26 protein-coding genes are annotated in these 25450 nt (G+C 70.3%); 10 read left to right on the forward strand and 16 right to left on the reverse strand.

Annotated elements, in window-relative coordinates; all coding sequences use genetic code 11:
- Window positions 1–73 precede the first annotated feature (73 nt).
- Entirely contained in the window at window positions 74–775 is a 702-nt protein-coding gene (locus C2L58_RS28835) for a TetR/AcrR family transcriptional regulator (RefSeq protein ID WP_255410583.1), read from the reverse strand.
- Window positions 776–855: 80 nt separating this feature from the next.
- On the opposite strand from C2L58_RS28835, the gene C2L58_RS28840 reads away from it, so the two are divergent.
- The 4 genes from C2L58_RS28840 to C2L58_RS28855 all read left to right on the forward strand — a co-directional run bounded on the left by C2L58_RS28840 (window position 856) and on the right by C2L58_RS28855 (window position 3708).
- Complete coding sequence (locus tag C2L58_RS28840; protein WP_103340821.1) at window positions 856–1263, forward strand: SgcJ/EcaC family oxidoreductase; 408 nt, start codon at window positions 856–858, stop codon at window positions 1261–1263.
- Entirely contained in the window at window positions 1260–1592 is a 333-nt protein-coding gene (locus C2L58_RS28845) for a hypothetical protein (protein WP_233226000.1), read from the forward strand. Before C2L58_RS28840 ends, C2L58_RS28845 begins: the two co-directional genes overlap by 4 nt.
- 63 nt (window positions 1593–1655) lie before the next feature.
- Entirely contained in the window at window positions 1656–2468 is an 813-nt protein-coding gene (locus C2L58_RS28850; RefSeq protein WP_199191485.1) for a siderophore-interacting protein, read from the forward strand.
- Between the two features lie 10 nt (window positions 2469–2478).
- Window positions 2479–3708, forward strand: a complete 1230-nt coding sequence (locus C2L58_RS28855; RefSeq protein ID WP_103340824.1) for a serine hydrolase domain-containing protein — start codon at window positions 2479–2481, stop codon at window positions 3706–3708.
- Window positions 3709–3725: 17 nt separating this feature from the next.
- Here the strand turns inward: C2L58_RS28855 and C2L58_RS28860 are convergent, their stop codons facing one another.
- From C2L58_RS28860 to C2L58_RS28885, 6 genes are all read right to left on the reverse strand, one after another.
- Window positions 3726–4895 (reverse strand): type I restriction endonuclease, encoded by a 1170-nt coding sequence (locus tag C2L58_RS28860; RefSeq protein ID WP_103340825.1) that lies wholly within the window; start codon window positions 4893–4895, stop codon window positions 3726–3728.
- Between the two features lie 186 nt (window positions 4896–5081).
- Window positions 5082–6527, reverse strand: a complete 1446-nt coding sequence (locus tag C2L58_RS28865) for an alpha/beta hydrolase (RefSeq protein WP_103340826.1) — start codon at window positions 6525–6527, stop codon at window positions 5082–5084.
- A 72-nt stretch (window positions 6528–6599) separates the two neighbouring features.
- Window positions 6600–7598 carry a TIGR03842 family LLM class F420-dependent oxidoreductase gene (locus tag C2L58_RS28870; protein WP_103340827.1) on the reverse strand — a complete coding sequence of 333 codons (999 nt, stop codon included), beginning with the start codon at window positions 7596–7598 and terminating at the stop codon, window positions 6600–6602.
- A gap of 7 nt (window positions 7599–7605) precedes the next feature.
- Complete coding sequence (gene hydA, locus C2L58_RS28875) at window positions 7606–8988, reverse strand: dihydropyrimidinase (protein WP_103340828.1); 1383 nt, start codon at window positions 8986–8988, stop codon at window positions 7606–7608.
- Complete coding sequence (locus C2L58_RS28880; protein WP_233226006.1) at window positions 8988–9770, reverse strand: nitrilase-related carbon-nitrogen hydrolase; 783 nt, start codon at window positions 9768–9770, stop codon at window positions 8988–8990. Before C2L58_RS28880 ends, hydA begins: the two co-directional genes overlap by 1 nt.
- A 10-nt stretch (window positions 9771–9780) precedes the next feature.
- Window positions 9781–11352, reverse strand: coding sequence for an NCS1 family nucleobase:cation symporter-1 (locus tag C2L58_RS28885; RefSeq protein WP_103340830.1), 1572 nt, complete (start codon window positions 11350–11352; stop codon window positions 9781–9783).
- Window positions 11353–11592: 240 nt separating this feature from the next.
- Between C2L58_RS28885 and C2L58_RS28890 the strand changes: the two genes are divergently transcribed.
- The 3 genes from C2L58_RS28890 to C2L58_RS28900 all read left to right on the forward strand — a co-directional run bounded on the left by C2L58_RS28890 (window position 11593) and on the right by C2L58_RS28900 (window position 14938).
- Window positions 11593–12264, forward strand: coding sequence for a response regulator transcription factor (locus C2L58_RS28890; protein WP_199191495.1), 672 nt, complete (start codon window positions 11593–11595; stop codon window positions 12262–12264).
- A complete protein-coding gene (locus C2L58_RS28895) occupies window positions 12261–13253 on the forward strand; it encodes a HAMP domain-containing sensor histidine kinase (RefSeq protein ID WP_103340832.1) in 993 nt (330 codons plus the stop codon). The genes C2L58_RS28890 and C2L58_RS28895 overlap by 4 nt, the downstream gene beginning before the upstream one ends.
- Window positions 13254–13423: 170 nt before the next feature.
- Window positions 13424–14938, forward strand: coding sequence for a DUF4153 domain-containing protein (locus C2L58_RS28900; protein ID WP_103340833.1), 1515 nt, complete (start codon window positions 13424–13426; stop codon window positions 14936–14938).
- A 31-nt stretch (window positions 14939–14969) separates the two neighbouring features.
- Here the strand turns inward: C2L58_RS28900 and C2L58_RS28905 are convergent, their stop codons facing one another.
- From C2L58_RS28905 to C2L58_RS28920, 4 genes are all read right to left on the reverse strand, one after another.
- Complete coding sequence (locus C2L58_RS28905) at window positions 14970–15185, reverse strand: DUF397 domain-containing protein (RefSeq protein WP_103340834.1); 216 nt, start codon at window positions 15183–15185, stop codon at window positions 14970–14972.
- 1 nt (window position 15186) lies between these two features.
- Window positions 15187–16023 (reverse strand): helix-turn-helix domain-containing protein, encoded by an 837-nt coding sequence (locus C2L58_RS28910; RefSeq protein WP_233226003.1) that lies wholly within the window; start codon window positions 16021–16023, stop codon window positions 15187–15189.
- A gap of 83 nt (window positions 16024–16106) precedes the next feature.
- Window positions 16107–16469 (reverse strand): SSI family serine proteinase inhibitor, encoded by a 363-nt coding sequence (locus tag C2L58_RS28915; protein ID WP_199191487.1) that lies wholly within the window; start codon window positions 16467–16469, stop codon window positions 16107–16109.
- Between the two features lie 28 nt (window positions 16470–16497).
- Window positions 16498–18135: a PucR family transcriptional regulator gene (locus tag C2L58_RS28920; protein ID WP_103340837.1), complete on the reverse strand. Its 1638-nt coding sequence runs from the start codon at window positions 18133–18135 to the stop codon at window positions 16498–16500.
- Between the two features lie 130 nt (window positions 18136–18265).
- Here C2L58_RS28920 and C2L58_RS28925 point away from each other — a divergent pair, with 130 nt between their 5' ends.
- Window positions 18266–19756, forward strand: a complete 1491-nt coding sequence (locus tag C2L58_RS28925) for a CoA-acylating methylmalonate-semialdehyde dehydrogenase (protein ID WP_199191488.1) — start codon at window positions 18266–18268, stop codon at window positions 19754–19756.
- Window positions 19757–19801: 45 nt separating this feature from the next.
- On the opposite strand, the gene C2L58_RS28930 is transcribed toward C2L58_RS28925, so the two are convergent.
- The gene (locus tag C2L58_RS28930) at window positions 19802–20620 is read right to left on the reverse strand and encodes a helix-turn-helix domain-containing protein (protein WP_103340839.1); all 819 of its coding nucleotides are present in this window, start codon (window positions 20618–20620) and stop codon (window positions 19802–19804) included.
- A gap of 115 nt (window positions 20621–20735) precedes the next feature.
- On the opposite strand from C2L58_RS28930, the gene C2L58_RS28935 reads away from it, so the two are divergent.
- Entirely contained in the window at window positions 20736–21791 is a 1056-nt protein-coding gene (locus C2L58_RS28935) for an aldo/keto reductase (RefSeq protein ID WP_103340840.1), read from the forward strand.
- A 4-nt stretch (window positions 21792–21795) separates the two neighbouring features.
- Here C2L58_RS28935 and C2L58_RS28940 read toward each other — a convergent pair whose 3' ends face one another.
- From C2L58_RS28940 to C2L58_RS28955, 4 genes are read right to left on the reverse strand one after another with little or no spacing between them, the layout of a single operon-like run.
- Window positions 21796–22275, reverse strand: a complete 480-nt coding sequence (locus tag C2L58_RS28940) for a hypothetical protein (protein WP_103340841.1) — start codon at window positions 22273–22275, stop codon at window positions 21796–21798.
- The gene (locus tag C2L58_RS28945) at window positions 22272–23474 is read right to left on the reverse strand and encodes a PPE domain-containing protein (protein WP_103340842.1); all 1203 of its coding nucleotides are present in this window, start codon (window positions 23472–23474) and stop codon (window positions 22272–22274) included. The genes C2L58_RS28940 and C2L58_RS28945 overlap by 4 nt, the downstream gene beginning before the upstream one ends.
- Window positions 23471–23788 carry a type VII secretion target gene (locus C2L58_RS28950; RefSeq protein ID WP_103340843.1) on the reverse strand — a complete coding sequence of 106 codons (318 nt, stop codon included), beginning with the start codon at window positions 23786–23788 and terminating at the stop codon, window positions 23471–23473. Before C2L58_RS28950 ends, C2L58_RS28945 begins: the two co-directional genes overlap by 4 nt.
- Window positions 23788–24207 carry a YbaB/EbfC family nucleoid-associated protein gene (locus C2L58_RS28955; RefSeq protein ID WP_103340844.1) on the reverse strand — a complete coding sequence of 140 codons (420 nt, stop codon included), beginning with the start codon at window positions 24205–24207 and terminating at the stop codon, window positions 23788–23790. The genes C2L58_RS28950 and C2L58_RS28955 overlap by 1 nt, the downstream gene beginning before the upstream one ends.
- 209 nt (window positions 24208–24416) lie before the next feature.
- Here C2L58_RS28955 and hrcA point away from each other — a divergent pair, with 209 nt between their 5' ends.
- Complete coding sequence (gene hrcA, locus C2L58_RS28960) at window positions 24417–25442, forward strand: heat-inducible transcriptional repressor HrcA (protein ID WP_103340845.1); 1026 nt, start codon at window positions 24417–24419, stop codon at window positions 25440–25442.
- Window positions 25443–25450 lie beyond the last annotated feature (8 nt).

A 25450-nucleotide genomic window follows, 5' to 3' on the forward strand; every position in this document is an offset into this window, starting at 1 on the left:
AGGCCTTCACCTGTCTGCACGACAGGCCGTCACCGGTCACCTCAACTCGGGACAACGTCCCTGAACATCACACCTAGTTCTTCACCAGCGCTTTCAGTCCGGCCAGGAACGCCTCGAGTGCGAACTCGAGGCGTTCCTTCGCTGTCTCCGCGGAGAAGAACTCGCCGACCTGCAGCATGTTGGGGAACGATTCGGCGGGCAGTGACCGCATGTACGCCACCATCTGCTTGCCGCGCTCGCCGGCTTCCGTCTGGTCGATTTCGCCCCAGGTCCAGCCGCTCGCTTCGTAGGCGTACGCCTTCGCGTAGAGGGAAAGGGCGTCGCCCGCGAAGGTCGCCTGCTTGAGCGTCAACCCGCCCGCGCGAAGCAGGGCGAGCATCCCCTCGCCCTGCTTCAGCGAGTTGGGCGTGACCGGCACGGCGATGTCCCACGCGATGCGCGCGATGCCGCGGTGCGCGGCCATCACCCGGATCTGGTCGCGCACGAGGTCCTTGACCTGCTCGTCCCAGCGCGCCGGGTCCGGCTCGGGGACGGCCACGTCGGCCAGCACGGCGTCGAGCATCAGCTCCGCCAGTTCGTCCTTGTTCGAGACGTGCGCGTAGAGCGACGCCGGTCCGGTCTCCAGTTCCTGGGCGATCCGCCGCATGGTGACCGCGTCGAACCCCTCGTCGTCCAGCACGATCAAGGCCGCGCGGACGATCGAGGCCTGGGAGAGGACGGGTTTCGCGGCGCGCCGGCGGGGGGCGCTGCGCCATGGGGGCGGCGGAAGTGTCACCCGAACACTGTACTTGACGCGAACAGCGTTCGAGAGTAGAACGGTGTACGTAAGACGAACGTTGTTCGAAGGGGGATCCGATGACTGCTACCGCTGAGGTTCGTGGGGTGCTGGGCCGGCTCACCGACGCCTGGAACTCGGGAGATGCCGCCGCGTACGGGCGGCTCTTCACCGAAGATGCGGATTACGTGACGTTCTTCGGGGCGAACTTCCCGGGGCGGGAGGCGATCGAGAGTTCGCACCGGGCCTTGTTCGAGGGGCCGTTGCGGGGGTCGAAGCTCACCGGGTCGCTGGGCGAGGCGGCAAAGGTGCGGTTCGTCCGGCCGGACGTCGCCGTGGCCGTCGTCGGCGGTGGGTCGTCGCTGACTGGGGCGGAGGTCGCCGACGAAGGGCGCGAGTCGACCGTTTCCTTCGTAATGGTCCGGGAAGGGGGCGAATGGCTGATCACCGCGTTCCAGAACACGCGGGTTTCGGATCCGCGCGGGTGAAAACGCTTGCGGAGGCGTCCGGGGTGGTCGCGCGGCCGCCGGCGGAGGTGTTCGAACGGCTGCGGCGGAAGCTGGGCGGCGGCCACCCGATGCGGATGGAGGTCGATCGGGAGCGCGGGTTCGTCGCGGTGCAGGGCGGCTGGTGGTACCGCGGCGAGTACCGGGTCACGGCCGATCCGGCCGGGGCGCGCGTCGAGCACCGGGTGGTCAACGCGGCTGCGCGTGGGCGATGGGGTGTGCCGTTGGCGAACCGGTTCTTCGTCGGATTCCGGAAGGAGGTGGCCGTCGGGTTCGGGAGGTTGCTCGCGGAACTGGGTACACCTGAGTAGCCGCGTGCCGATTTTGGCGCGTAGGCTGACTTAGGTAAGCCTTAGCGATGGTTGGAGTGGCCGATGGCTGAAGCACCCCGGCGGTCCGGGCGTCCCGCGGCGCGACTGCGGGTGCTGCGGACCGAGCGGCTGACCCCGCACATGATCCGGATCGTCGCGGGCGGTGAGGGGATCGCGGACTTCACGCCGAACGAGTTCACCGACGCCTACGTGAAGGTGCTGTTCAAGGTGCCCGGCGTCGAGTACCCGGAGCCGTTCGACGTCCAGGAGTGCCGGGCGACCATGCCGCGCGAGCACTGGCCGCGGCAGCGCTCCTACACCGTCCGCGGGTTCGACCCGCAGGCCGGCGAGCTCGTCCTCGACTTCGTCCACCACGGCGACGAGGGCATCGCGGGTCCGTGGGCGGCCTCGGCCCAGCCGGGCGACGAGCTGCTGGTGCTGGGCCCGGGCGGCGCGTACGCGCCCGGCGCCGAGGCGGATTGGCACCTGCTGGCGGGGGACGAAAGCGCGTTGCCGGCCATCGCGGCGTCGCTCGAAGCGTTGCCCGCTGGAGTCCCGGCGCACGCGGTGATCCTCGTCGAGAACGCGGACGAGGAGCAGCCGCTGGTGACGAAGGCGGACGCGCAGATCACCTGGCTGCACCGGGCGTCGGGCGGCGATGTCGCGGCCGCGGTGCGCGAGCTGCCGTGGCGCGAGGGCGTCGTCCAGGCGTTCGTCCACGGCGAGGCGGGGTTCGTGCGCGAGCTGCGGCGGCACCTGCTCGACGAGCGCGGGGTACGGCGCGAACTGCTGTCGATCTCGGGCTACTGGCGCTACGGGAAGAATGACGAGGCGTGGCGCGAGGAGAAGGCGGCCGAGCGGGCGCGGGAGAAGTAACCTCGCCCGCATGGCGGACTTCGAAGTGGACGTCGACCCGGCCGAGGCCGGCTTCGACGCGGCACGGCTTTCCCGGATCGACGCGCATTTCGACCGGTACGTCGAGGATGGCCGGTTGCCGGGCTGGCTCGCGGTGGTGAGCAGGCACGGCCGCATCGTCCACCTGGGCCGCGGCGGGCACCGGGACGTGGAAGCGTCGCTGCCGGTGGAGACGGACACGTTGTGGCGGCTCTTCTCGATGACCAAGCCGGTCACCTCGGTCGCGGCGATGATGCTCGCCGAAGAGGGCTTGCTGGAGCTGGACGACCCGATCTCGCGCTGGTTGCCGGAGTTCGCGTCGCCGCGGGTGTACGTGAAGGGCTCGGCGCTGGCGCCGTCGACCGAGCCCGCCACTTCGCCGATCCGCGTCTGGCACCTGCTGACCCACACGGCGGGCCTGACGTACGGCTTCCACCACGGTCACCCGGTGGACGCGATCTACCGCGCGGCGGGCTTCGAATGGGGCACGCCGCCGGGCCTCGACCTGGCGGCGTGTTCCGCGCAGTGGGCGGCGCTGCCGTTGGTCTTCCAGCCGGGCACGGAGTGGAACTATTCGATCGCGACGGACGTCCTCGGCCGGCTCGTCGAGGTGGTGTCCGGTCTTCCGCTGGACGAGTTCTTCGAGTCGCGGATCTTCGCCCCCCTGGGCATGACGGACACGGGTTTCATGGCCTCGTCCCCATCCCGCTTGGCGGCGATGTACGTGCGCAACCCGGCATCGGGCCGAGCCACCCGCAACGACGCCTTCGGCCGAATGGGCACAACCCGCCCGGACTGCCTCTCAGGCGGCGGCGGCCTGGTCTCCTCGGCGGCGGACTATTGGCGTTTCACGGAGATGCTCCGGCGTGGCGGAGAACGGGACGGCGTCAGGTTGCTCGCCCCGCGAACGGTGTCCTTGATGGCGAGCAACCACTTGCCGGGCCGCGTGGACCTGGAGGAGTTCGGCCGCCCACTGTTCGCGGAGATGCCCTTCGACGGCCACGGTTTCGGCTTGGGCTTCTCGGTACTGCAGGACCCGGTGAAGGCCCGCACGCTGTCGTCGGCAGGAGAGTTCGCCTGGGGCGGCGCCGCTTCGACGGCGTTCTGGGTGGACCCGGACAAGGATTTGACGGTGGGGTTTTACACGCAGCTGCTGCCATCGAGCACCTACCGCTTGCGCCCCCAGCTGCGGCAGCTGGTCTACCAAGCACTGGTGGACTGAACGTCAGCTGATCCGCCTTACCAAGCGGCGGCGGGCTGAGCGGGTGCAGCCGGCTCGGATGTCGCCGCTTGGGCATGCGCGGTGGCGAGGTACCTCGCCACCGTGGTCCTCAAGTGGTCCGCGTGCTGGTAGATGTCCTCGACCGTGGTGATCGGCAGCCGGGTCTCGACCTTGTTCTCGTCGAACACGCCGAGATACTTCTTGGACCGGTTGAACCACAGCCGGGCAATCGGCTTGCGGTTGTTGTCATCCAGGAGAACACCGAAGTAGGTCTGGGTGTCTCGTGCGGCGACCCTTGAGGCATGGACCTCGGCACAGACGATCGCGCGGACGATCCGGTAGCCTTCCAGCTCGTCCTCGGTCGTGACGACCCGCTCGTTCTCCTCGACGGAAGCGGCTTCGGCAACCGGCCCCGGTTCCTGCTGCTCCGGTGGGACGACGCTGCCGCTCGACACGCTCACGTAGGAATCAGGACCGCCGAGCGCGTTCTTCAGACGGTCGTTGACCTGCTCGTTGAGGAATTGACGGGCCGCCTTGGCCACCAGCGGGCCGAACTGGTCACGGACGCGCTGGGTGATCGCACCTTCGTACACCCGCGAGGTCAGGAACTTGACCCATTCGTCCTCGGGTTCCTTGAACTGGGCCGCGAGGATGCGTTTCAGCTGCCCGATGTACTTCAGTTCGCCCGCGGCGCTGATGACCGAGTCGAGATCGAAGGACTCCTTCGTGAGTTTGGCCAGTTCGGGCAGCAGGGTGTCGTCGATGTCGGCGAAGTCCAGCACGAGGAACGGCTTCGCATCCATCCGGTTCGGCGCGTCGAGGTCGGTGTAGAACTCGTACACTTGGCCGTTCGTCAGGACGGCGATCCTGGCGTTCGTCACGGCGAAGTAGCGGAACAGCTGGGAAGCGTGCTCGATGCGAAGCGGATCGTTGATCTTCTTCGCTTCGACAAGAACCTGAACCTGTCCGTTGTGCACGATCGCGTAGTCGATCTTCTCGCCCCGCTTCGTGCCCACGTCCGCGGTGAACTCCGGGATCACCTCGGCCGGGTTGAACACGTCGTAACCGAGGACAGTGCTGATGAACGGCATCACGAAGGCGTTTTTGGTCGCCTCTTCCGTCTCGATGCCCTCCTTGTGCTTGCGGATCTTCAGGGCGAGGGCTTGCGCGCGTTCCGCGATGTCCATTCCGGTGCCGTTCTGTGCGGGAACTGGTCCGGATTCCGAAGTGGTGATTCGTCGTCCGGTCACGATGGTTCGATATCTGGATCGGTGACTCCGTTCCGTCTGTTACTGCCTCGGCCCAGAGAAAATCAGGGATGAATCAACCGTTATCGCAGCCGGGTGGCAAATACTTGACCAAGTCGGCGGGCCTCAGCCGAAAGGACCGCGGTCCGGTGCGCAAACCGTGCCCGGGGCGGGCACCGCGCCCATGCCGAAGTAGCGGTCCAGCGCCGCGTCTATGCAGGCGCTCTTGCCTCGGGAACCGTGGCCGTACGTGTCCAGGCTCAGCAAGCGGGCGTTGCCCAGCAGACGTTCAGTCCGTTGCGCGCCCGCGTATGGCGTCTCCAGGTCGCCCTGGCGGTTGGCCAGGAGGAGGATCGGTGCCGTCGGGTGGTTCCATGGGCCTGCGTAGCGGCCCGTGTCCGTGACGTCCCAAGTCGCGCACGGCAGCGTCTTGTACACGTCGTACGGGCCGAAGCCGCGGCCGATCTGGTCGGCGCGGCGAGCGTAGTTCCACCACACCGCCGGATCGCGTGGGTTCTCCGCGTCCGAACACAGCGTTGCGCCGCCGCCGAGGAGGGAGTCGATGTCCGGTGGTGCGCCCGCCGCGGCCGGTGCGGGGGACGCCGGGTCCGACAGGGCCTGCAGGAACGCGGCCAGCTGGGGCGCGGCCTCGGCATCGGTCAAGTAGTTGTGGATTTGGGCGATCGCGCTCTGGTACGTGACGGTGACCTGCCGCCCGGCCGTGTCGGTCACCGTGATCGGACCCGCCGCCAGGCGGTCCAAGAGAGCGGAGTAGTCGAAGGGACAGCGCGCTGCGCAGGCGTCCAAAAAGGACTGTAGGGCTCGTGGGGCGTCCGAGAAGCCCTGCAGGCGGTAGCTCATCGGGCCGGGGCCGGTCGACCAGCGGGCCGGGTCGTCGACCGCGTCGAGTGCCAAGGACCCCACGCGGCCGGGGAACAGGTTGGCGTAGGTCTCGCCGAGGTACGTGCCGTACGACTTGCCGTAGTACCGCAGCTTCGGCTCGCCGAAGGCCGCGCGCAGGCGGTCGAGGTCGCGGGCGATCGTGCCCGTCGATAGGTGGTTCGCCAGCGGGCCTGCGTTCTGTTCGCAGAGGTCGGTGATCGTGCGGGTGTCCGCGATCTGCTGCTGCTCGGCCGCGCGGGTCAGCGGGAAGGTGCCCAATGCTCGTTGCAGCACCTCGAGCTGCGACGGATCGGTGAAGCAGTGGATCTTCGAGCTCGCGCCGACGCCGCGCGGGTCGAACCCGACGATGTCGTAACGCTCGTGCAGGAACGGTGTCAACGCGGGCGCGAACCGGCCGGACGAACCCGGGCCGCCGGGGTTGTAGAAGATGGTGCCCAGTTTGTGGGCCTGGTCGGTGGCGGGCAGCCGGCCGATGGCGATCGACGCGGAACCGGCGGATGGGTCCTGATAGGACATTGGCACGTCGAGGTGGCCGCATTCGTAGCCGGCCGTGCAGGAGGCTTCCCAAACTGTTCCGGCGGGGCTCGCCACGGCCGTGGGCGCACTCACCGCGACCACACTCGCGGCGGCCCCCAGAGCCAGCGCAGCACGGAGTTTCGGAGAATTCATGGTCCCGATCGTCCCGGCACCGGGACCGGGGGCGCGCTGGTGCGCACCCCCGGAACCGGGGTAGGGCGGGCCCTACGCGGTGAGCTTCGGGATGATCTGCGACCCGTACGCCGCCAGCGTCGCCTCGCGGTCGTCGTGCATCAGGTACAGCGAGAACTGGTCCACGCCCAGCTCGGCCAGCTCCTGCAGCCGCTCGACATGGGCCGACGGCGGCCCCAGCAGGCAGAACCGGTCGACGATCTCGTCCGGGACGAACTCCGTCGACGGGTTGCCCGCCTTGCCGTGGTGGCTGTAGTCGTACCCTTCCCGCTCGCGGATGTAGTCCGTCAGCTCCCGCGGCACCGCCCCCGACGAGCCGTACCGCGCCACCAGGTCCGCGACGTGGTTGCCGACCATCCCGCCGAACCAGCGCAGCTGTTCGCGCTGGTGCGGGAGGTCGTCGCCGACGTACGCCGGGGCCGCGACGCAGATCGTGATGCCGGCCGGGTCCCGCCCGGCCGCCCGGGCCGCGTCGCGGACCGCGCCGATCGTCCAGCGGGCGATCGCCGGGTCCGCACACTGGAGGATGAAGCCGTCGGCGTGCTCGCCGACCGTCTGCAGCGCCTTCGGCCCGTAGCCGGCCATCCACATCTCGAGCTGCCCGTTCGAGATCCACGGGATCTGCACGGTCTTCTCGTTCATGGTCACCGAGCGGCCCTCGGCGAGGTCCTTGACCACGCGCATGCACTCGCGGACGGTGGCCAAGGTGGACGGCGGCTTGCCGACCACCCGGTGGGCGGAGTCGCCGCGGCCGATGCCGCAGACCGTCCGGTTGCCGTACATGTCGTTGAGCGTGGCGAACGTCGACGCCATCACCGACCAGTCCCGCGTGCCCGGGCTGGTCACCATCGGCCCCACGACGAGCGACGACGTCGCCGCCAGGATCGCCGAGTAGATCACGAACGGTTCCTGCCACAGCACGCAGGAGTCGAACGTCCAGCCGTACCGGAACCCGGCGGCTTCGGCGTCCTTCATGAGCCGCACGACGTCCCGCGCGGGCGGGTCGGTCTGCAGCACGATCCCGAAATCCATCGCGGCCTCAGTTCAGGTACTGGTTCAGCGAACGGGACAGGAACTTGCCGTGTGACGTCGAACCCGAGAAACCGGCAGGCGACACGACAACGCGCCCACGCGAAAGCACCGTGTGCACCCGGCCGGTGATCTCGAACCCTTCGTACGCCGAGTAGTCCACGTTCATGTGGTGCGTCTCAGCCGACAGCGTCTGCGTCGCCGTAGGGTCGTAGATCACGATGTCCGCGTCCGAACCCGCCGCGATGACACCCTTGCGCGGGTACAGCCCGAACATCCGCGCCGGGGTGGCCGAGCACGTCTCGACCCACCGCCCCAGCGTCAGCTGACCGGCCACGACACCCTGGTGCAGCAGGTCCATCCGGTGTTCGACGCCCGGCATCCCGTTCGGGATGGCCCGGAAGTCGCCGCGGCCCAGCTCCTTCTGGTCCTTGAAGCAGAACGGGCAGTGGTCGGTGGACACCACGGACAGGTCGTTCGTCCGCAGCCCGCGCCACAAGTCGGCCTGGTGCGACTTCTCCCGCAGCGGCGGCGAAGCCACGTACTTCGCGCCCTCGAAGTCCGGCTTCGCCAAGTCCTCAATGGACAGGTACAGGTACTGCGGGCACGTCTCCGCGAAGACGTTCTGCCCCTCGTTACGCGCTTCCGCGACCGCCGCAAGCGCTTGCGACGCCGACAGGTGCACGATGTAGAGCGGCGAACCGGTCACCTTGGCCAACTGGATCGCTCGTGATGTCGCCTCTCCTTCCAACTCGGGCGGCCGGGTCAGGCCGTGCTGCACGGGATCGATCTTGCCTGCCTCGAAAGCCTGCGCGGCCAGCTGATCGATCGCGATGCCGTTTTCGGCGTGCATCATGATCGTAGCGCCGATTTCGCGCGCTTTCTGCATCGCCAGCAGGATTTCCCCGTCCGTGGAGTAGAACACCCCCGGGTACGCCATGAACATCTTGAAGCTGCCGACCCCGCCGTCGACGCAGGCTTCCATCTCCTTCAGCGACTGGTCGTTGACGTCGGAGACGATCATGTGGAAGCCGTAGTCGATCGCGCAGTTGCCGTCGGCCTTGGCGTGCCACTTGTCCAGTGTGGACAGCAGGGACGTGCCCTTGGCCTGCACGGCGAAGTCGATGATCGTGGTCGTGCCGCCCCACGCCGCGGCCGTGGTGCCGGTGGAGAAGGTGTCGACGGAGTGCGTCCCGCCGAACGGCATCTCCATGTGGGTGTGGGCGTCGATGCCGCCGGGCAGCACGTACTTCCCGGTGGCGTCGATCGTCTCGTCGCCGGTCAGCGTCCCGGGCGCCCCGACGGCGGCGATGGTCTCGCCGTCGACGAGGACGTCCGCCAGGAGCGCGCCGGACGGCGAAACCACCTGACCGCCCTGGATGAGCGTGGTCATCAGGCCTCCGCGAGCGGGCCGTAGGTGTCCGGGCGGCGGTCGCGGTAGAACGCCCACGTGTTCCGGACTTCCTCGAGCAGCGACAGGTCGAGGTCGCGCACCACGACCTCGTCTTCGGTGTCGGACGCGGCTTCGTCGATCAGCTGGCCGCGCGGGTCGACGAAGTACGTCTGGCCGTAGAAGTCGTTGTCGCCCAGCGGTTCCACACCCACCCGGTTGATCGCGCCGACGAAGTACTCGTTCGCCACCGCGGCCGCCGGCTGCTCCAGCTTCCACAGGTACTGCGACAGGCTGCGGCTGGTCGCCGACGGGTTGAACACGATCTTCGCCCCGGCCAGGCCGAGCGCGCGCCAGCCCTCCGGGAAGTGCCGCTCGTAGCAGATGTAGACGCCGATGCGGCCCACGGCCGTGTCGAACACCGGGTAGCCGAGGTTGCCGGGACGGAAGTAGAACTTCTCCCAGAACCCCTTGACCTGCGGGATGTGGTTCTTGCGGTACTTGCCGAGGTAGGTGCCGTCGGCGTCGATCACCGCGGCGGTGTTGTAGTAGACGCCGGGCTGCTCGACCTCGTACATCGGCACGATCAGCACGATCCCGTGCCGCTCGGCCACCTCCTGCATGAGCTGCGTCGTCGGGCCGTCGGGGATGGCCTCGGTGTAGGAGTAGTAGTCCGCGTCCTGCACCTGGCAGAAGTACGGCCCGTAGAACAGTTCCTGGAGGCAGACGACCTGGGCGCCCTGCGAAGCGGCGGTGGCGATGTGGTCGACCGCCGCCTTGATCATGGACTCCTTGTCACCCGTCCACCGCTGCTGGATCAATCCGGCTCGGACGACGCTCACTTGCTTCCTCCTTCTCATGGGTTGACGGCTTCTTTGAAGGCAGGGCGAGGGCGGCGAACACGACGAAGGCGCCGACCAGGCCGATCACCCAGTTGTAGTCGTAAAGCGGCTTGAGGAACGGGATGAGCCCGGCGGCGGGGAAGGGCCCGCCGTAGGCGCCACCGACGGCGAGCAGTGCTCCCACCAGCGTGGCGACCAGCGCGCGCCAGTTCCAGCCCCCGCTGAACCAATACACCCCATCGGGTGTGTAGAGGTCCTTCAGCCGCAGCTTCGTGCGGTTGACGACCCAGTACCCGGCGACGAGCACGCCGGCGACCGCGCCGAGCAGCCCGCCGTAGAAGCCGAGCCAGGCGAAGATGTAGATGTTCGGGTCGGAGTACAGCCGCCACGGCTGGATCAGGACGCCGACGACGCCGGTGATCCCGCCGCCGACCGCGAACGTGATCTTCTTCGGGAACGCGTTCGAGAAGTCGTAGGACGGGCTGACGACGTTGGCCGCGAGGTTCGCCGAGATCGTGGCGAGCACCAGCGCGACCAGCGCGACGACGACCACGGCCGGGCTGGTGAACTTGTCGGCCAGCTTCGCCGGGTCCCAGATGTCCTCGCCGTAGAGCACGTGCCCGCCCGAGGTGGTCAGGATGGCCACGACGGCGATGAACGTCATCGTCGTCGGCAGGCCGAGGATCTGGCCGCGGACCTGCTTGCGCTGGCTGCCGCCGAAGCGGGTGAAGTCCGGCATGTTCAGCGACAGCGTCGACCAGAACGCGATCATCGCCATCAGCGACGGCGCGAACACCTTCCAGAAGTCCGGGCCCCAGCCGAGCTTGCCGCCGTCGGACAGGATCGGGCCGAGCCCGCCCGCCTTGACCAGCACGTACCCGAGCATGATCAGGAACCCGACGGACACCAGCGGCGCCGTCCAGTTCTCGAACCGGCGGACCGCGTCCATGCCGCGCCAGATGATGAGCATCTGGCCGATCCAGAAGACCACGAAGGACAGCCACAGCGTCCAGTGCTGCCCGCCGACGACGGCGGAGTCGCGCCACCACGAGCCGAGCAGGCGGCCCAGGATGACGTAGATGGCCTCGCCGCCGACCCACGTCTGGATGCCGAACCAGCCGCACGCGATGAACGCGCGCAGCAGCGCGGCCAGGTTGGCGCCGCGCAGGCCGTAGAACGCGCGGGCGAACACCGGGAACGGGATGCCGTACTTGGTGCCCGCGTGGCTGTTGAGCAGCATCGGGGCGAGCACGACCAGGTTGCCGATCGTGATCGTGAGCAGCGCCTGCACCCAGTTCATGCCGAGCGCGATGAGCGACGCGGCCAGGGCGTAACTGGGGATGTTGTGGGCCATCCCCATCCAGAGCGCGAAGTAGTTGTAGGTGGTCCAGGTCCGTTTTTCGACCGGGACGGGGGCCAGTTCCTCGTTGAAGAACCGGCTGCCTTCGAGAGACCGGACGTCGGCGGGGTCGAGCTCGACCCGGCCGTCGTCGTGCACGCGCTGGTCTGCGGGTGTCGGCGCCATTGCGGAATCCTGCGCGCCTGGTCATCGCCGTGGCAACGGCAGTCTGTTCACTCTTCGCTGATCAGGAGTGCAGTCTGTCGATTGCGCGGAGGGGAGCGGAGTGCATGAACCGCGTCACACATCCGGCCGTCATCAACCGGAAAAGCGGGTGAAACGTCTCCACAGGATCTTCACACTTCACGCGAACCGTCTCCACCGGAGGTGCTTAGGGTCGTGGTCATGGAACTGGGTGGGCGGCGGGTGCTCGTCGTCGAGGACGACGTCACGATCGCCGCGTCGATCGCGGCCCGGCTGCGGGCCGAAGGGTTCGGGGTGGAGGTCGTCCACGACGGACCGGCCGCCGTCGAGGCGGACACCGCTTCGGAGCCGGACCTCGTGGTGCTCGACGTGATGCTGCCGGGGTTCGACGGCCTGGAGGTGTGCCGCCGGATCCAGGGCCGCCGCCCGGTGCCGGTGCTGATGCTGACCGCGCGGGCCGACGAGACCGACCTGCTGGTCGGGCTCGGGGTCGGCGCCGACGACTACCTCACGAAGCCGTTTTCGATGCGGGTGCTGACCGCGCGGGTGCACGCGCTGCTGCGGCGGGTCGAGCGCTCGGCTTCGGTGGCGGGCACCCGGATCGTGCTCGGCGACCTCGAGATCGACGTCGACCAGCGGCGTGTCGCCCGGGCCGGGGTCGCGGCGCAGCTGACGCCGATCGAGTTCGACCTGCTGGTGCACTTCGCGCGGCGGCCGCGGGTGGTGCAGCCGCGCGAACGGCTGCTGTCGGAGGTGTGGGACTGGGACGTCCACGGCACGTCCGCGGGCACCCGGGCGGTGGACAGCCACATCAAGGCGCTGCGGCGGAAGCTCGGCGCCGACCTGATCCGGACCGTGCACGGCGTCGGCTACGCGCTGGAGGCGGGCTCGTGAACCTCGTGCCGAGACCGCTCGACCGGATCCGGTCGATCAAGCTGAAGCTGGCGATCCTGATGGTCGCCTCCGGTGGGGTGGCGTTCGCGTTCTTCAACTGGCAGATCGGCTGGCTGCCGCCGAAGACGACGATCACCGCGATGGTGCTCGCGCTGGTGTTGTCGCAGGTGCTGGCCCACGGCATGACGCGTCCGCTGCGCGAGATGACGGCGGCCGCGCGGGCGATGGCCAAGGGCGACTACACCCGGCGGATCCGGGCCACCACGCGGGACGAGGTGGGTGAGCTGGCGCAGGCGTTCAACCAGATGGCGGGCGACCTGGGCGACGCGGACCGGCGGCGCCGGGAGCTGATCGCGAACGTGTCCCACGAGCTGCGGACGCCGATCACGGCGTTGAGCGGGGTGCTCGAGAACCTCGTCGACGGCGTCGAGGAGCCCGATCCGGGGACGCTGAAGACGGCGTTGCGGCAGACCGAGCGCCTGGCGACGCTGGTGGACGAGCTGCTGGACCTGTCCCGGCTGGACGCGGGGGCGATCCCGCTGCACAAGACGTCGTTCTCGCTGTGGTCGCTGCTGTCGGAAGTGGTGGGGGAGGCGGCGTTCGCCGGCCGCGGGGTGACGTTCGAGGTGTCGGTGTCCCCGGAGGGCGCGATGGTGACGGCGGACCGCGGCCGGTTGTTCCAGGTGGTGGCCAACCTGCTGGAGAACGCGGCCCGCCACGGCCCGGCGGGTGGCCAGGTCCGGGTGGTCGCCCAGGTGCGGCCGGCCGACGTGCGCATCGACGTGTGCGACGAGGGACCGGGGATCGCGCCGGCGGACCGGGAGCGGGTGTTCGAGCGGTTCACCCGCGGCGAGCGGCCCTCGGGCGGGGGCACCGGGCTGGGGCTGGCGATCGCCCGGTGGGCGGTGGAACTGCACGGGGGAACGATCGGGGTGGTGGATCCGGCGCCGGGGACGGGGAGCCGGATCCGGGTGACGCTGCCGGCTTAGCCCTGCCCGGCGCGGTGCCCGGAGGGGTGCGGACGCCGGTATTCGCAAAAGTGAACGTGGGATCTCGAGGAAGAGGCGAAATGCCCAAGACTCATGTCGGTGGTTCCGGGGTGCCCCGGGGCAAGCGATCGCCGGTCACGCGGGAGACCGGCGAGGCCCGTGGTCCGGAAATGGCGGCCGGGCCGCCCGCGGCCACGGGCGGTGGGGTCGCCGTGGCCGCTCCGCCCGTGCTGATGCGGCCGTTGCCGCCGCCGAAGTCCGCTGTCGTTCCGCTGCCGCCCGCCGTCCTGCCGGCCGCCGGGCTGGCCGGGGTGGCCGGGGCGCTGCTGCTGCCCGTCGACCGGCCCGGGATCGGGTGGCTGCTCTCCGGGCTGGCCGTCGCCGCCGCTGTGGTCGTGGCCGATCGGCGTTCGCGTGCCGGGGCGGAAGGCGCTTTCACCTGGCGTAGCGGCGGGTGGGCCGCGCTCGCGCTCGGGCTGCTCGCCGTGGGGGCCGTGCGGGCGTCGGGGTGGCTGTTCGTCCTCTGCGTCATCGCCGCCGTCGTGGCCGGGTCGCTGGCCGTGGTCGGGGAGCGGACCGCGCACTCCGTGCTCTACGACATGCTCGCCGTCCCGATCGAGGCCTTCCGGGCCATTCCGTGGGTCGGGCGCGGGGCCGGCCGCTTCACCGCCCGCCGTGACGGGGTCGCCCGGCGGATCGCGCTGGCCGTGCTGGCCGCCGCCGGGCTCGTCGGGGTCTTCGTGCCGCTGCTGGCCAGTGCCGATGCCGCCTTCGCCGCCGTCGTCACCGCCATGGTCCCCGATCTCAGCGTCGCGACGCTCGTGCGGTGGTGTTCGGTGTTCGCCGTCGTCGGGCTGGTCGTCGCCGGGGCTTGCTACTTCCTCGCCGCGCCACCGCGCCGCGCCCCGGGCGACCGTCCACACCGGAGCGGATACGGTCTGGAGTGGACGGTCCCGCTGGTCGTCCTCGTCCTGGTGTTCAGCGTCTTCGTCGGGGTTCGGCTGGTCGTGCTCTTCGGCGGCACCGAGTACGTCCTGCGCACCGGCAACCTGACGTCGGCGGAGTACGCCCGCGGCGGCTTCTGGCAGCTGTGCGCCGTCACCGTGCTGACGCTGGCCATCGTCGCCGCGGCGCTGCGGTGGGCGCCGGACTCGACGAAGGCCGACCGGCTCCGCCAGCGCGTCCTGCTCGGCACGCTCAGCGCGCTCACCCTGGTGCTCGTCGGCTCGGCGCTGAGCCGGATGTGGACCTACCAGCAGGCCTACGGCTTCACCGTGCTGCGGCTGCTGGTCGAGGTCTGCGAACTCTGGTTCGGCGCGGTGTTCGTGCTGGTGCTCGTGTCGTTGATCCGGCTGCGCCCGGCATGGCTGCCCCGCGCGGCGATCGGCACGGCCGCGGCGGCACTGCTCGGCCTCGCCCTCCTCGACCCGGAACGCCTCATCGCCGAAGCCAACCTCGACCGCGCGGCCGCCGGCAAGACCCTCGACGACCGCTACCTGGCCCGGTTTTCGGCCGACGTGGTCCCGGTCGTCTCGGACCGCCTGGCGGAACCACTGCGCACGTGCGTGCTGCGGCAGGTCCTGCGCGACGGCACCGACGGAACCTCAGACGGCTGGCCGGCCTGGAACCTCAGCCGCTCGGCGGCCCGGGACGTGAGGTTCGGCCCGGCCACCGCCTGCGGCTGAACCGGACCGGCGGGTAGCGCGTGGTTAGGAGTTACGCGGAAGCCACCGGGCCGTCGTGGGGGCGGCCCGGCGGCTTCCGCGCGCTCAACGAGGCCACCAGGGCTTCCCACGATCGGGTGGTAACGGAGAGTGTGCCGCCCGCGCGGTCTTTCGTGTCGCGGATCTGCGACAGCCCGGCGAGCCGAACTTCGACACAGTTGGTCTCTTCGCCGCTGTGAGACGACTTCCGCCAGCTGGCATCTGACATTTCAGGCCTCCAGTTCCGCGAGCACCCCCTGGATGAGCTGGAGCGATTCGGGTTCGCCGAGCGCCAGGGCGGACAAGTCCTGCATGGCCGCGCGGTAATCGGCCAGGTGGTTCTGATCGTAGACATAGCCGCTGCCGCGATAGTGCTCGAGATGCACGATCGGCGGCAGGTCGTGGAAGTCGAAGATGACGAAAGGCCCGTAGAGGCCGGGGTGGTAGCCGAGGCCGCCCGGAACGATGCGCACCGAAACATTGCGGGCGCGGGCGACGGTGAGCAGGTGGCGGAGCTGTTCGGCCATCACCTCCGCGCCGCCGATGTTCTGGTGCAGCACAGATTCGCTGAGCAGGGCGCGGTATTCCAACGGCGGGTAGCCGGTCAGCACTTCGCGGCGGGTGATCCTGATCATCAGCCGGGTTTCGATCTCCCGCGGGGGCAGCGCCGTGGAGGTGAAGAGCGCCTTGATGTAAGCGGGAGTCTGCAGCAGTCCGGGCATCAGCCCGGTCGCCCATTCCGCCATCGCCGCGGCGGTCTGCTCGTACTCGACAAAGGTCGCCAGCTTCGGAGGCACGTGCTGTTCGAGCCAGTTGGGGTCGTTGGCGTAGCGGGCGAGGTTGAGAAGCCGGGCGCGTTCGGCCGGATCCACCCTGAGGGCGCCGAGGATCGTGCCGAGCTCTTCGAGCTTCGGGATGCGTTTGCCGCTCTCCCAATTTGAAATGTTCTGGGGCGCTACGTCGATCAACCGGCCCAGTTCCCGGACCTTCAGATTCCGCGCCTGCCTGGCTCTCTTCATCCCGAACCCCAGCGCACGGGCCCGGGGAGTGGCGATCGGTGGTGGCATGGGCACAGCCTGCCCGGGAGCAGGCCGTGCCCCATCAGGTGATGCCGTTCAGCTGTCGCGGCGCTGCGTCAGCAGAGTCGAAATCAGAACGCGAAGACGCCGTCCGAGTCGCGGTCGGCCTCGCAGCGGTTCGCGTACGTCGTGTCGAACGACACCGGTTTCCCGCGCCAGGTACCGATCGCCGCGACGTCCACCGGGGCGTAGATCAACGTGCACGCCTGGTGCCGCGCGTTGATCCGCGAGAAATCGCCGCCGGCACCCGAAAGCACCTCGCACGCCTTGTCGCGCTGGGGGTGCGTGCCACCCACCGGGTCGCACGTCAGCACCACCGAGCCGATCCGGCCGGCGGTGTCGTGGGTGGTCAGCTGCAGGGTCGAGGCCGGCGGCTGCGCCGGCGCGAGGCAGCCGAGACTCAGCACACAAGCTGCGAAGGGGAATAGGGCCATATCGGTGTCATCGGCCGTCCGGCGCCGATCACTGTGCTGCACGTCCGGGTGAGTCTTCTTCGCTCGTCCGGGTGAGGTCCGCGGCCAGCAGGGCCACGTAGAGCGACAACATCGACTCCGGGTCCTCCAGCCGCACTCCCAAGACCTGCTCGATCCGGGCGAGCTGCTGGTAGTAGGCCGTCCGGGAGGTGTGGGCCGCCGCGGCCGCCGCCGACTTGTTGCCGCCCTGCTCGCAGTAGTGCCGCAGCGCCTGCACCAGCCGGCTGCCGGTCGCGGCGTCGCGCTGGAGCAACGGCCCGAGTTCCCGGGCCGCGAAGGCCGTCACGCGGTCGTCGCCGGACAGCAGGTGCAGCAGGCCGCGCAGGCGGACGTCCGACAACCGGTGCACCACCCGGTCCGCGCCCGTGCCCAGCGCGGCCGCCGCGACCTGGGCCGCCTCCAGCAACGTCCGGCGGGCTTCGGCGGGGGACGACACCGTCGTGCCGACCGCGAGCACCCCCGGCGCGCTGCCGCGGGCTTCGTGGACGTCGGTGGCGAGCCGGTGCAGCACGGCCTCGGCGTTCGCCTCCGGGGACAGCGCGAGCAGGGCCCGCACGCCGAGGTCGTCCGTCGCCACCAGCGCCGAGACCTTCGCGCGGCGCGCCGCCAGCACCGTCGCCTCGGCCAGCTCGCGCAGCACCGGCGGCGTGGACAGCGCCGGCCGCGCCGTTCCGGCCAGCCGCGGCCGGACGGCCAGCCCGACCAGCTGCCGTCCGGGCAGCGGTACGGCCAGCGCCGAAGCCCGGGCCAGCAGCTCCGCCGTCGGGGCGGGCGAAGCGAGCAGCTCGGCGAGCACCGCGCGGTGGGCCTGGCGTTCGAGACCGTCGGACTCCTTGGCGACCAGGCGGTGCACGGCCAGCGCGGACGCGGCCCGCTCGGCGACCACCCGGTGGCGGTGCGGTGGCTGGTCGGCGCAGACCAGGATCAGCCGTCCCCAGTCGTGCCCGCGCGCGCCGACCACGGTCACCAGCCAGCCCGAACCCGGGTGGTAGCCGGTGCGCTCGCCGACCTGGACCACCCGCGACCGGGCCGGCCAGCCGGTGAGCAGCTCGGCCGGGTCGGTGCCGGCCGCGTCGTAGGCGAGGACCTCGTGGGAGAGCGTCTCCAGCACCACCGGCTGCTCGGTGAGCCGGGCGACCTCGCCCAGGACGACGCCGGGTTCGGCGCCCGCGACCGTCAGCGCGGTGAACGTCTCGTGCACGCGCTCGGCGGCGCGCAGCTCGGCGACCTGGGCGTCGACGATCTGGCCGTTGACCGCCTCGGTGACGCTCACGAACCGCGTCTCCCGGGAGAGCGTCACGAGGGGGAGCCCGTGTTCCTCGGCCGCGCCGACCAGCGCGGCGGGCAGCTTGTCGCTCCAGTGCCGGACCAGCTCGACCACGACGCCGGCCGCGCCGACCCCGGCCAGGTCGGCGACGTACCGGGCGAGGGCCGGGCCGTCGTCGGGCAGGGCGACGCCGGTGGTCAGCACCAGCTCGCCGCCGCGCAGCAGGTGGGCGATGTCGGCGACCTCGGCGACGTGCGCCCAGCGCACCGGCGCGTCCAGCCCGGCGGCGCCGGCGACGACGTGCGGACGGCCCTGGCGCAGCACCGGCAGCGCGAGGACCTCGGCGACGGTCGGGTACATGGCTCCTCGAGTGATCGGCAGGGACAGACTGTACGGCCGCGACGGCGAGTCCGTACACGTTGCCGATGGCCTGGCGTGGCGGTCGCCCGGAGACTCGGGGGGACGTTGCCGGAGTGAAGGAGTGCCTGCCGTGACCGAGCGCATCAGCCACTGGATCGACGGCAAGCCGTTCGGCGGGACCGCCGCGCGGTCCGGCGAGGTCTTCGACCCGGCCACCGGGGAGGTCCGGGCGCACGTCGACTTCGCCGGTGAGGCCGAGGTCGAAGCCGCGGTCGCCGCGGCCAAGGCGGCGCTGCCGGGCTGGCGGGGGACGTCGCTGGCCGGGCGGACGCGGGTGCTGTTCGCCTTCCGCGAGCTGCTGTCCGCGCGCAAGCACGAGCTGGCGAAGATCATCACGAGCGAGCACGGCAAGGTCGAGTCCGACGCGGCCGGCGAGATCGCCCGTGCGATCGAGAACGTCGAGTTCGCCTGCGGTGCCGCCCAGCTGCTCAAGGGCGGGTTCAGCGAGAACGCCTCCACCGGCGTCGACGTCTACTCGATCGCGCAGCCGCTGGGCGTGGTCGGCGTGATCTCGCCGTTCAACTTCCCGGCCATGGTGCCGCTGTGGTTCGTCCCGAACGCGCTGGCCTGCGGGAACACCGTGGTGCTCAAGCCGAGCGAGAAGGACCCGTCGGCGGCGGTGTTCATCGCGGAGCTGTTCGCCGAGGCCGGGCTGCCCGCGGGCGCGCTCAACGTGCTGCACGGCGACAAGGCCGCCGTCGACGGGCTCCTCGAACACGCCGACGTCAAGGCGATCTCGTTCGTCGGGTCGACGCCGATCGCGCGCTACGTCTACGAAACCGGCACCCGGCACGGCAAGCGCGTCCAGGCCCTCGGCGGGGCGAAGAACCACATGGTGGTGCTGCCGGACGCCGACCTCGACCTGGCCGCCGACGCCGCGGTGTCGGCCGGCTTCGGCTCGGCGGGAGAACGGTGCATGGCGGTGTCGGTGGTCGTGGCCGTCGACCCGATCGGCGACGCCCTCGTGGAGAAGATCGCCGAACGGATGGCCCGGCTGCGCGTCGGCGACGGCCGCGACCCGGAGTCGGAGATGGGCCCGCTGGTCACCGCGGCCCACCACGCCCGCGTCGAGTCCTATGTGGACGCCGGGGTGTCGTCGGGGGCGTCGCTGGTGGTGGACGGCCGGGGCATCGAGGTCTCCGAGGGCGGCTTCTGGCTCGGCCCGACGCTGTTCGACCACGTCCGCCCGGAGATGTCGATCTACACCGACGAAATCTTCGGCCCCGTGCTCTCGGTGGCCCGCGCGGCCTCCTACGACGACGCGCTGGCGCTGATCAACGCCAACCCGTACGGCAACGGCACGGCCATCTTCACCGGCGACGGTGCGGCCGCCCGCCGGTTCCAGAACGAGGTCGAGGTGGGCATGGTCGGCGTCAACGTGCCGATCCCGGTGCCGGTCGGCTACTACTCGTTCGGGGGCTGGAAGGACTCGCTGTTCGGCGACAGCCACGCGTACGGGCCCGAAGGGTTCCACTTCTTCACCCGGACGAAGGTCGTGACGTCGCGGTGGCCGGACCGCTCGCACGCCGGGGTCAACCTGGGCTTCCCCCGCAACTCCTGAGCGCGGCTCGTGAGTGGTAAGGCGCGTTCTAACGCGCCTTACCACTCACGACGCGCCGGCGCGGGCGAGCGCCTTCCGGCTCGCCTCGTCCGCGGGCCGGCCGATCATCACCCGCTGATCGGTGTCCTGGAGGGGCAGGAGCACTTCGAAGTCCACCGCGAGGACGCCGGCCGCGGGATGGCGCAGCACCTTGCTCCCGCGGCCGGTGGCCTTGACGTCCCGCTCGGCCCACAGCCGCGCGAACTCCTCGTCCCGGGTGCATTCGGCGATGAGGCCGAGCAACGCCGGATCGTCCGGGTGGGCGGCCCACGCGGCGCGCAGGTGACCGATGCCGTCCCGCACCACGCGCTCGCGGTCGACGTAGGAGTCGCGGATCTCCGGGTGCCGCAGGCACAGCCACATCGCGTTGCGCCGCGACGGCGGCAGGGTGGCGAAATCCAGGAGCAGCCCCGCCATTTCGCCGTTCCAGGCGAGGATGTCGTAGCGGTGGTTCATCAGCATGGCCGGCAGCGGGGACAGGTCGGCGACCAGCCGGGCCAGTGACGGCACCGCGGTGGTCGCGGGCTCGACGGCGTGGTCCGGGCGCTGCCGGGTCAGGTCGAAGAGGTAGGTGCGTTCGGCAGGCGTCAGGCGCAGCGCCCTGGACAGGGCCGCCACCACGTCCGCCGAAGGCCGCAGCCCCCGCCCCTGCTCGAGCCGCACGACGTAGTCGACGCTGACGCCGGCCAGTTCGGCGACCTCTTCGCGGCGCAGACCCGGGGTCCGCCGGGCTTGCCGGCGAGCGGGCAACCCGAGGTCGCCCGGGTCCAGGCGCTCGCGCCGGGTCCGCAGGAACGCGGCGAGCTCGTCGGTCGGGGTGATCATGCCCGGTGCAACCACCGGAGGTAGGACTCGTGTTCCCAGGACGTCCTCTCCCTTACCCCCGGTCCGCGGTGAGCACAGGCTGGTGCCCGACGGATTCCGAGCACAGGAGGACCTGATGTCCCTCACCCTTGACACCTACCGGCTGCTGGGCCGCTCCGGGCTGCGGGTCTCCCCGCTGGCGCTGGGCACGGCGACCTTCGGCACCGAGTGGGGCTGGGGCGCGGAGGAGGACGACGCGCGCAAGCTGTTCGACACCTACGTCGAGCGCGGCGGCAACTTCGTCGACACCGCGCCCACCTACACCGACGGCAGCTCCGAGCGCCTGCTCGGCGAGTTCGCGCGCGACCACCGTGAGAGCCTGGTGCTGGCGACGAAGTACACCACGCTGCGCCGGCCCGGTGACCCGAATTCCGGCGGCCCGCACCGCAAGAGCCTCTTCGCGTCGGTGGAGGCCAGCCTGCGGCAGCTGAACACCGACTACCTCGACCTGCTCTACCTGCACGTCTGGGATTTCACGACGCCGGTGGAGGAGATCCTGCGCGGCCTGGACGACCTGGTCCGCCAGGGCAAGGTCCGGTACGTGGCGATGTCCAACGTCCCGGCGTGGGAGGTCGCGCGCATGCAGGCCATCGCCGACCTGCGCGGCTGGTCGCCGCTGATCGCGCTGCAGGTCGAGTACAACCTCGTCAACCGGGCGGCCGAGCGGGACCTGATCCCGATGGCCCGGGCGATGGGGCTGGGGGTGACGCCGTACTCACCGCTCGCGGGCGGCCTGCTCACCGGCAAGTACCGCCACGCCGACCTGACCGCGACAAGCGGCGAACGCAACCGCAAGAGCTTCAACGCGGGCCTGGGCCTGGTCACCGAACGCAGCCTCGCCGTCGCCGACGTCGTGCAGGAGGTCGCCGCCGAGCTGGGCCGCACCCCCGCCCAGGTCGGGCTGGCGTGGCCCCTGCAGAACCCGGGCGTGACGGCACCGGTCATCGGCGCCCGCACCCTCGCGCAGCTGGAAGACAACCTGGGTGCCTTGGAGGTCGCCTTCACCGCTTCGCACCTGGCTCGCCTCCAGGAGGTCTCCGCGATCGAACTCGGCTACCCGCACGACGTGCTCGCCAGTGACCACCTCCGCAGGGCGACCCGCGGGGACCTGGTGATCGAAGCTCGCCGCTGAAGACCTAGGCGGGCAGGACGTTGACCAGCCGCTTGCTCCGGGGTGCGACGAGCACGGTGTTGGTCCGGCCGGGCTGGATCCGCTCGCGGAGCTTCCGCTCCAGCGGGTAGGTCCGGCCGCCGGCGCGGAGGCTGAACGACTCGAGGCTCTTGAACCCCTCCGGGCTGCGGTGCAGGCCGATCGGGTACTCGTCGGTGAGGCGGGCGGTGTCGAAGTCGTGCGTCCAGCCCGTCACGGCGACCAGCCGGCCGCCGAAGGCGTCGGCGAGCCGGCGCCAGCAGACGAACGCGAACCAGCCGGTGATCGCCAGGAGCGGGACGGCGGCCACGGCAGCGCCCGCGACCGCGACGCCCACCGTGGCCACGAGACCGGCGATCGCGAGGACCGCCGCCACCCAGAAGTTCAGGTCGAGCAGCGCGCCGCGCTGCGCGGGGTGGAGCCGGCCGTTGCGGTTGGCCAGCTCCACCTCGGGCCGGTCGTTCACTCGCCCTCGCCTTCGGGGTGTTCCTTCTCGTAGGCCTCCTGGGCCTCGTGGTAGCGGTCGTACTGCTCGTTCTCCTGGCGGTGGCCTTCGGTCGCCACGCCGACGGTGTCGGCGGTGTTCCAGTGCACCTTTTCGTTCGGGTCGAGGACCTTGTGCTGGTTCAGCACGCTGCGGCCCTCCTCGGAGTACTGGCCCGGACCTTCCAGCTTCTCGCGGCCCGGGACGTGCTCCTTGGCGGCGTCGCTCCAGCCCTTCGCCGTCTCCTCGGCCGACTTCGCCTCCCGGCCCGCCTGCTTGAGCTCGGTGGCCTTCCGCTCGATGCCCGCCGCCGTCTCGACGCTCTTGTCCACGATCCGGTCGGCCGCCTTGCCCGCCTTCTTCAGCGCGTTCGCCGCCCCTTCGAGGGCCGCCTTGGACTTGCCCGCGCCCTTCGCCAGGCCCTCCAGCTTCTCGACGATCTTCGCGATGCGCGTGCTGATCTTCTCCGCGAGCACGCCGCCCTCGATCACCGTGTCCGCGATGAACGCCGCGATCGTGCCGCCGAAGGTGCACCACGACGCCGCCAGCGCGGCCAGCGCCTTCACGATCAGCTCGCCCACGAACGACGAGATCAGGTCGCGGATCAGCCCGCGCTCGGTGCCGACCAGCGCCGCGCCGACGTTCATCGCCGTCGACGCGCCTTCGGCGTGGGACGCGGCGCCGCGCAGGACGCCGACGTAGCTTTCGGCCGTCCGCTGGTACGCCTCCGCGGACCCGCAGTCGCTGAACGACTGCTGGACCTGCTTCGCCTTCTGTTCGTAGCTCTCGGCCGTCTCGGTGAGCTGCTTCGCGATGTTCGTCCAGGTCACGGCCTTGGCGGTGATCGCTTCGGGCTTGCCGGCGAGCTTGTCGAGGCCGTCCTTGAGGAAGCTGATGTGCTCGATCAGCCAGCCGACCCCCGCACTCGCCAGGGTCCCGAGCGGGTCCATCGCCGCGCCGAGCAGGTCGAGGGCGTCGGTGCCGACGTCCATGGCGAGGTTGCCCCAGTCGCCGTTGCGGGCGTCGGTCAGCGTAGAGGCGGCGTCGCTGAAGATGCCCGCGCCACCGGTCTGCGCGTTGACGTTGTCGAGTTCGCCCTTCGAGCCGTCGCCCATGCCGCTCCAGAAGCCGCCGGCCGGCTCGGCCGTCGCGACCAGCGGGTTTTCCTGCGTCTCGGTCATGCCGGCAGCTCCTTGCCGATGCCTTCGATCAGGCTCTTCGTCTTCTGCTCGTGCTCGCGGAACGCCGTGTGCGCGGTCTTCACCCGGTCGGCGACTTCGTGGCCGGCCTCGACCGCCGCGGCGAGGAAGCCGTCGGCCGTGGTCAGCCACGCCTGGATGGGGAGCGCGAAGACCTGGCCGACCAGCCCGAACGCGTCGAAGTCGAGGGCCTGTGCGGTGCCGGCGGCGTCGAGCGCCTGCTGGACCTTGGCGGCGATCTCGCGGATGTCGTCCTCGTGGCCGCCGAGGACGTCGAAGTCGACCCGCATCGCCATCAGAGCCCCCGGCGCAGGATCGGGCTGCCGAAGTCGTCGTCGGACGGCGGTTTCCGGCGCGGTTCTCCGGTGCGTTCTTCGGGGACTTCGGGTGCCGGAATCTGTTCCTTGAGGAATTCCATCGCCTCGCTGCGCTCGCCGATCACCGGCGCCATGATGCCGGTCAGCTGCTGCGCCGCGTCGAGCTGGGCCCGGCGCGCCGCGGCCAGGACCGTCTGGGCCAGCCGGGTCCGCGGCAGCTCGTCCGCGCGCGGGCCGAAGCTGAGTTCCTGCAGCGCACCGGCGGTGTTGACGGTGACCGTGACGGCTCCGTCGGCGCTCGTGGCGGTCGCCGAGACACGCTGCAACCGCTCCTTCGCCTCGGCCGCGCGCCGGGCGATTTCGGGCATTCCGGCCGAAGCCGGGTCAAAATTGTTCACGGCGACCTCGTCAGTCGGGGAAGGGTGCGTGGCTCAGAGGGAGCAAACCGGTTTTCGGTTCCCCGTTCAAGCGGGAAACCCATTTCCAGAACAATTCATGGGCGGCGGTTTGCGTGCTCTTTACCCGGCGCGGGCGGGCGCGTTGAGCGCGACCGGCTCAGGCTTCCGTAAACTCGGGTCGAGCAGCGAGCGAGGTAGGTGAGGAACCGGTGGCCAACGCGGATGAGCGCCGCTTCGACGTGCTGCGCGCGATCGTGGCCGACTACGTGTCCAACCAGGAACCGGTCGGGTCCAAGGCGATCGTCGAGCGGCACAACCTGGGTGTGTCGAGCGCCACGGTGCGCAACGACATGGCGACGCTCGAAGAAGAGGGGTACATCACGCAGCCGCACACCAGTGCCGGCCGCGTCCCGACCGACAAGGGCTACCGCCTCTTCGTCGACCGGCTCTCGGAGATCAAGCCGCTCTCCACCGCCGAACGCAAGGCCATCACCACGTTCCTCGACAGCGGCACCGACCTCGACGACGTCCTCAAGCGCTCGGTCCGGCTGCTCGCGCAGCTGACCCGGCAGGTCGCCGTCGTCCAGTACCCGATGCTGACCAACGCCAAGGTGCGCCACCTCGAAGTGGTGCCGCTCACCCCGGCGCGGCTGATGCTGGTGCTGATCGCCGACAACGGGCGCGTGGACCAGCGCACGGTCGACCTCGGTGACGTCATCACCGAAGAAGACGTCGCCCGGCTCCGCAGCGTGCTCAACACGGCCATGGCCGGACGGCGGCTCAACGAAGCCGCGGCGCGCGTCGCCGAGCTGCCCGACAAGTCGCCCGGCGAACTGCGGGACACGCTCATCCGCGTCACCACGGTCCTGGTCGAGTCACTGGCCGAACACCCCGAAGAACGCCTGGTGCTCGGCGGTACCGCGAACCTCACGCGCAACGTCGCCGACTTCCCGGGTTCGCTGCGCCAGGTGCTCGAAGCACTCGAAGAACAGGTCGTCGTGCTCAAGCTCCTGGCCGCCGCGCGCAACCCCGGTGCGATCACGGTGCGCATCGGTGAGGAAAATGAAGACGAGCAGATGCGCAGCACCTCGGTCGTCTCGATCGGCTACGGCCGCGACGACGTGGTGCTCGGCGGCATGGGGGTGGTCGGCCCGACCCGGATGGACTACCCCGGCACGATCGCCGCGGTGCGGGCGGTCGCCAACTACGTGGGGCAGATCCTGGCCGGCCGCTGAGCCGGGCA

The organism is Amycolatopsis sp. CA-126428, assembly GCF_002904335.1.
Taxonomy (GTDB): Bacteria; Actinomycetota; Actinomycetes; order Mycobacteriales; family Pseudonocardiaceae; genus Amycolatopsis.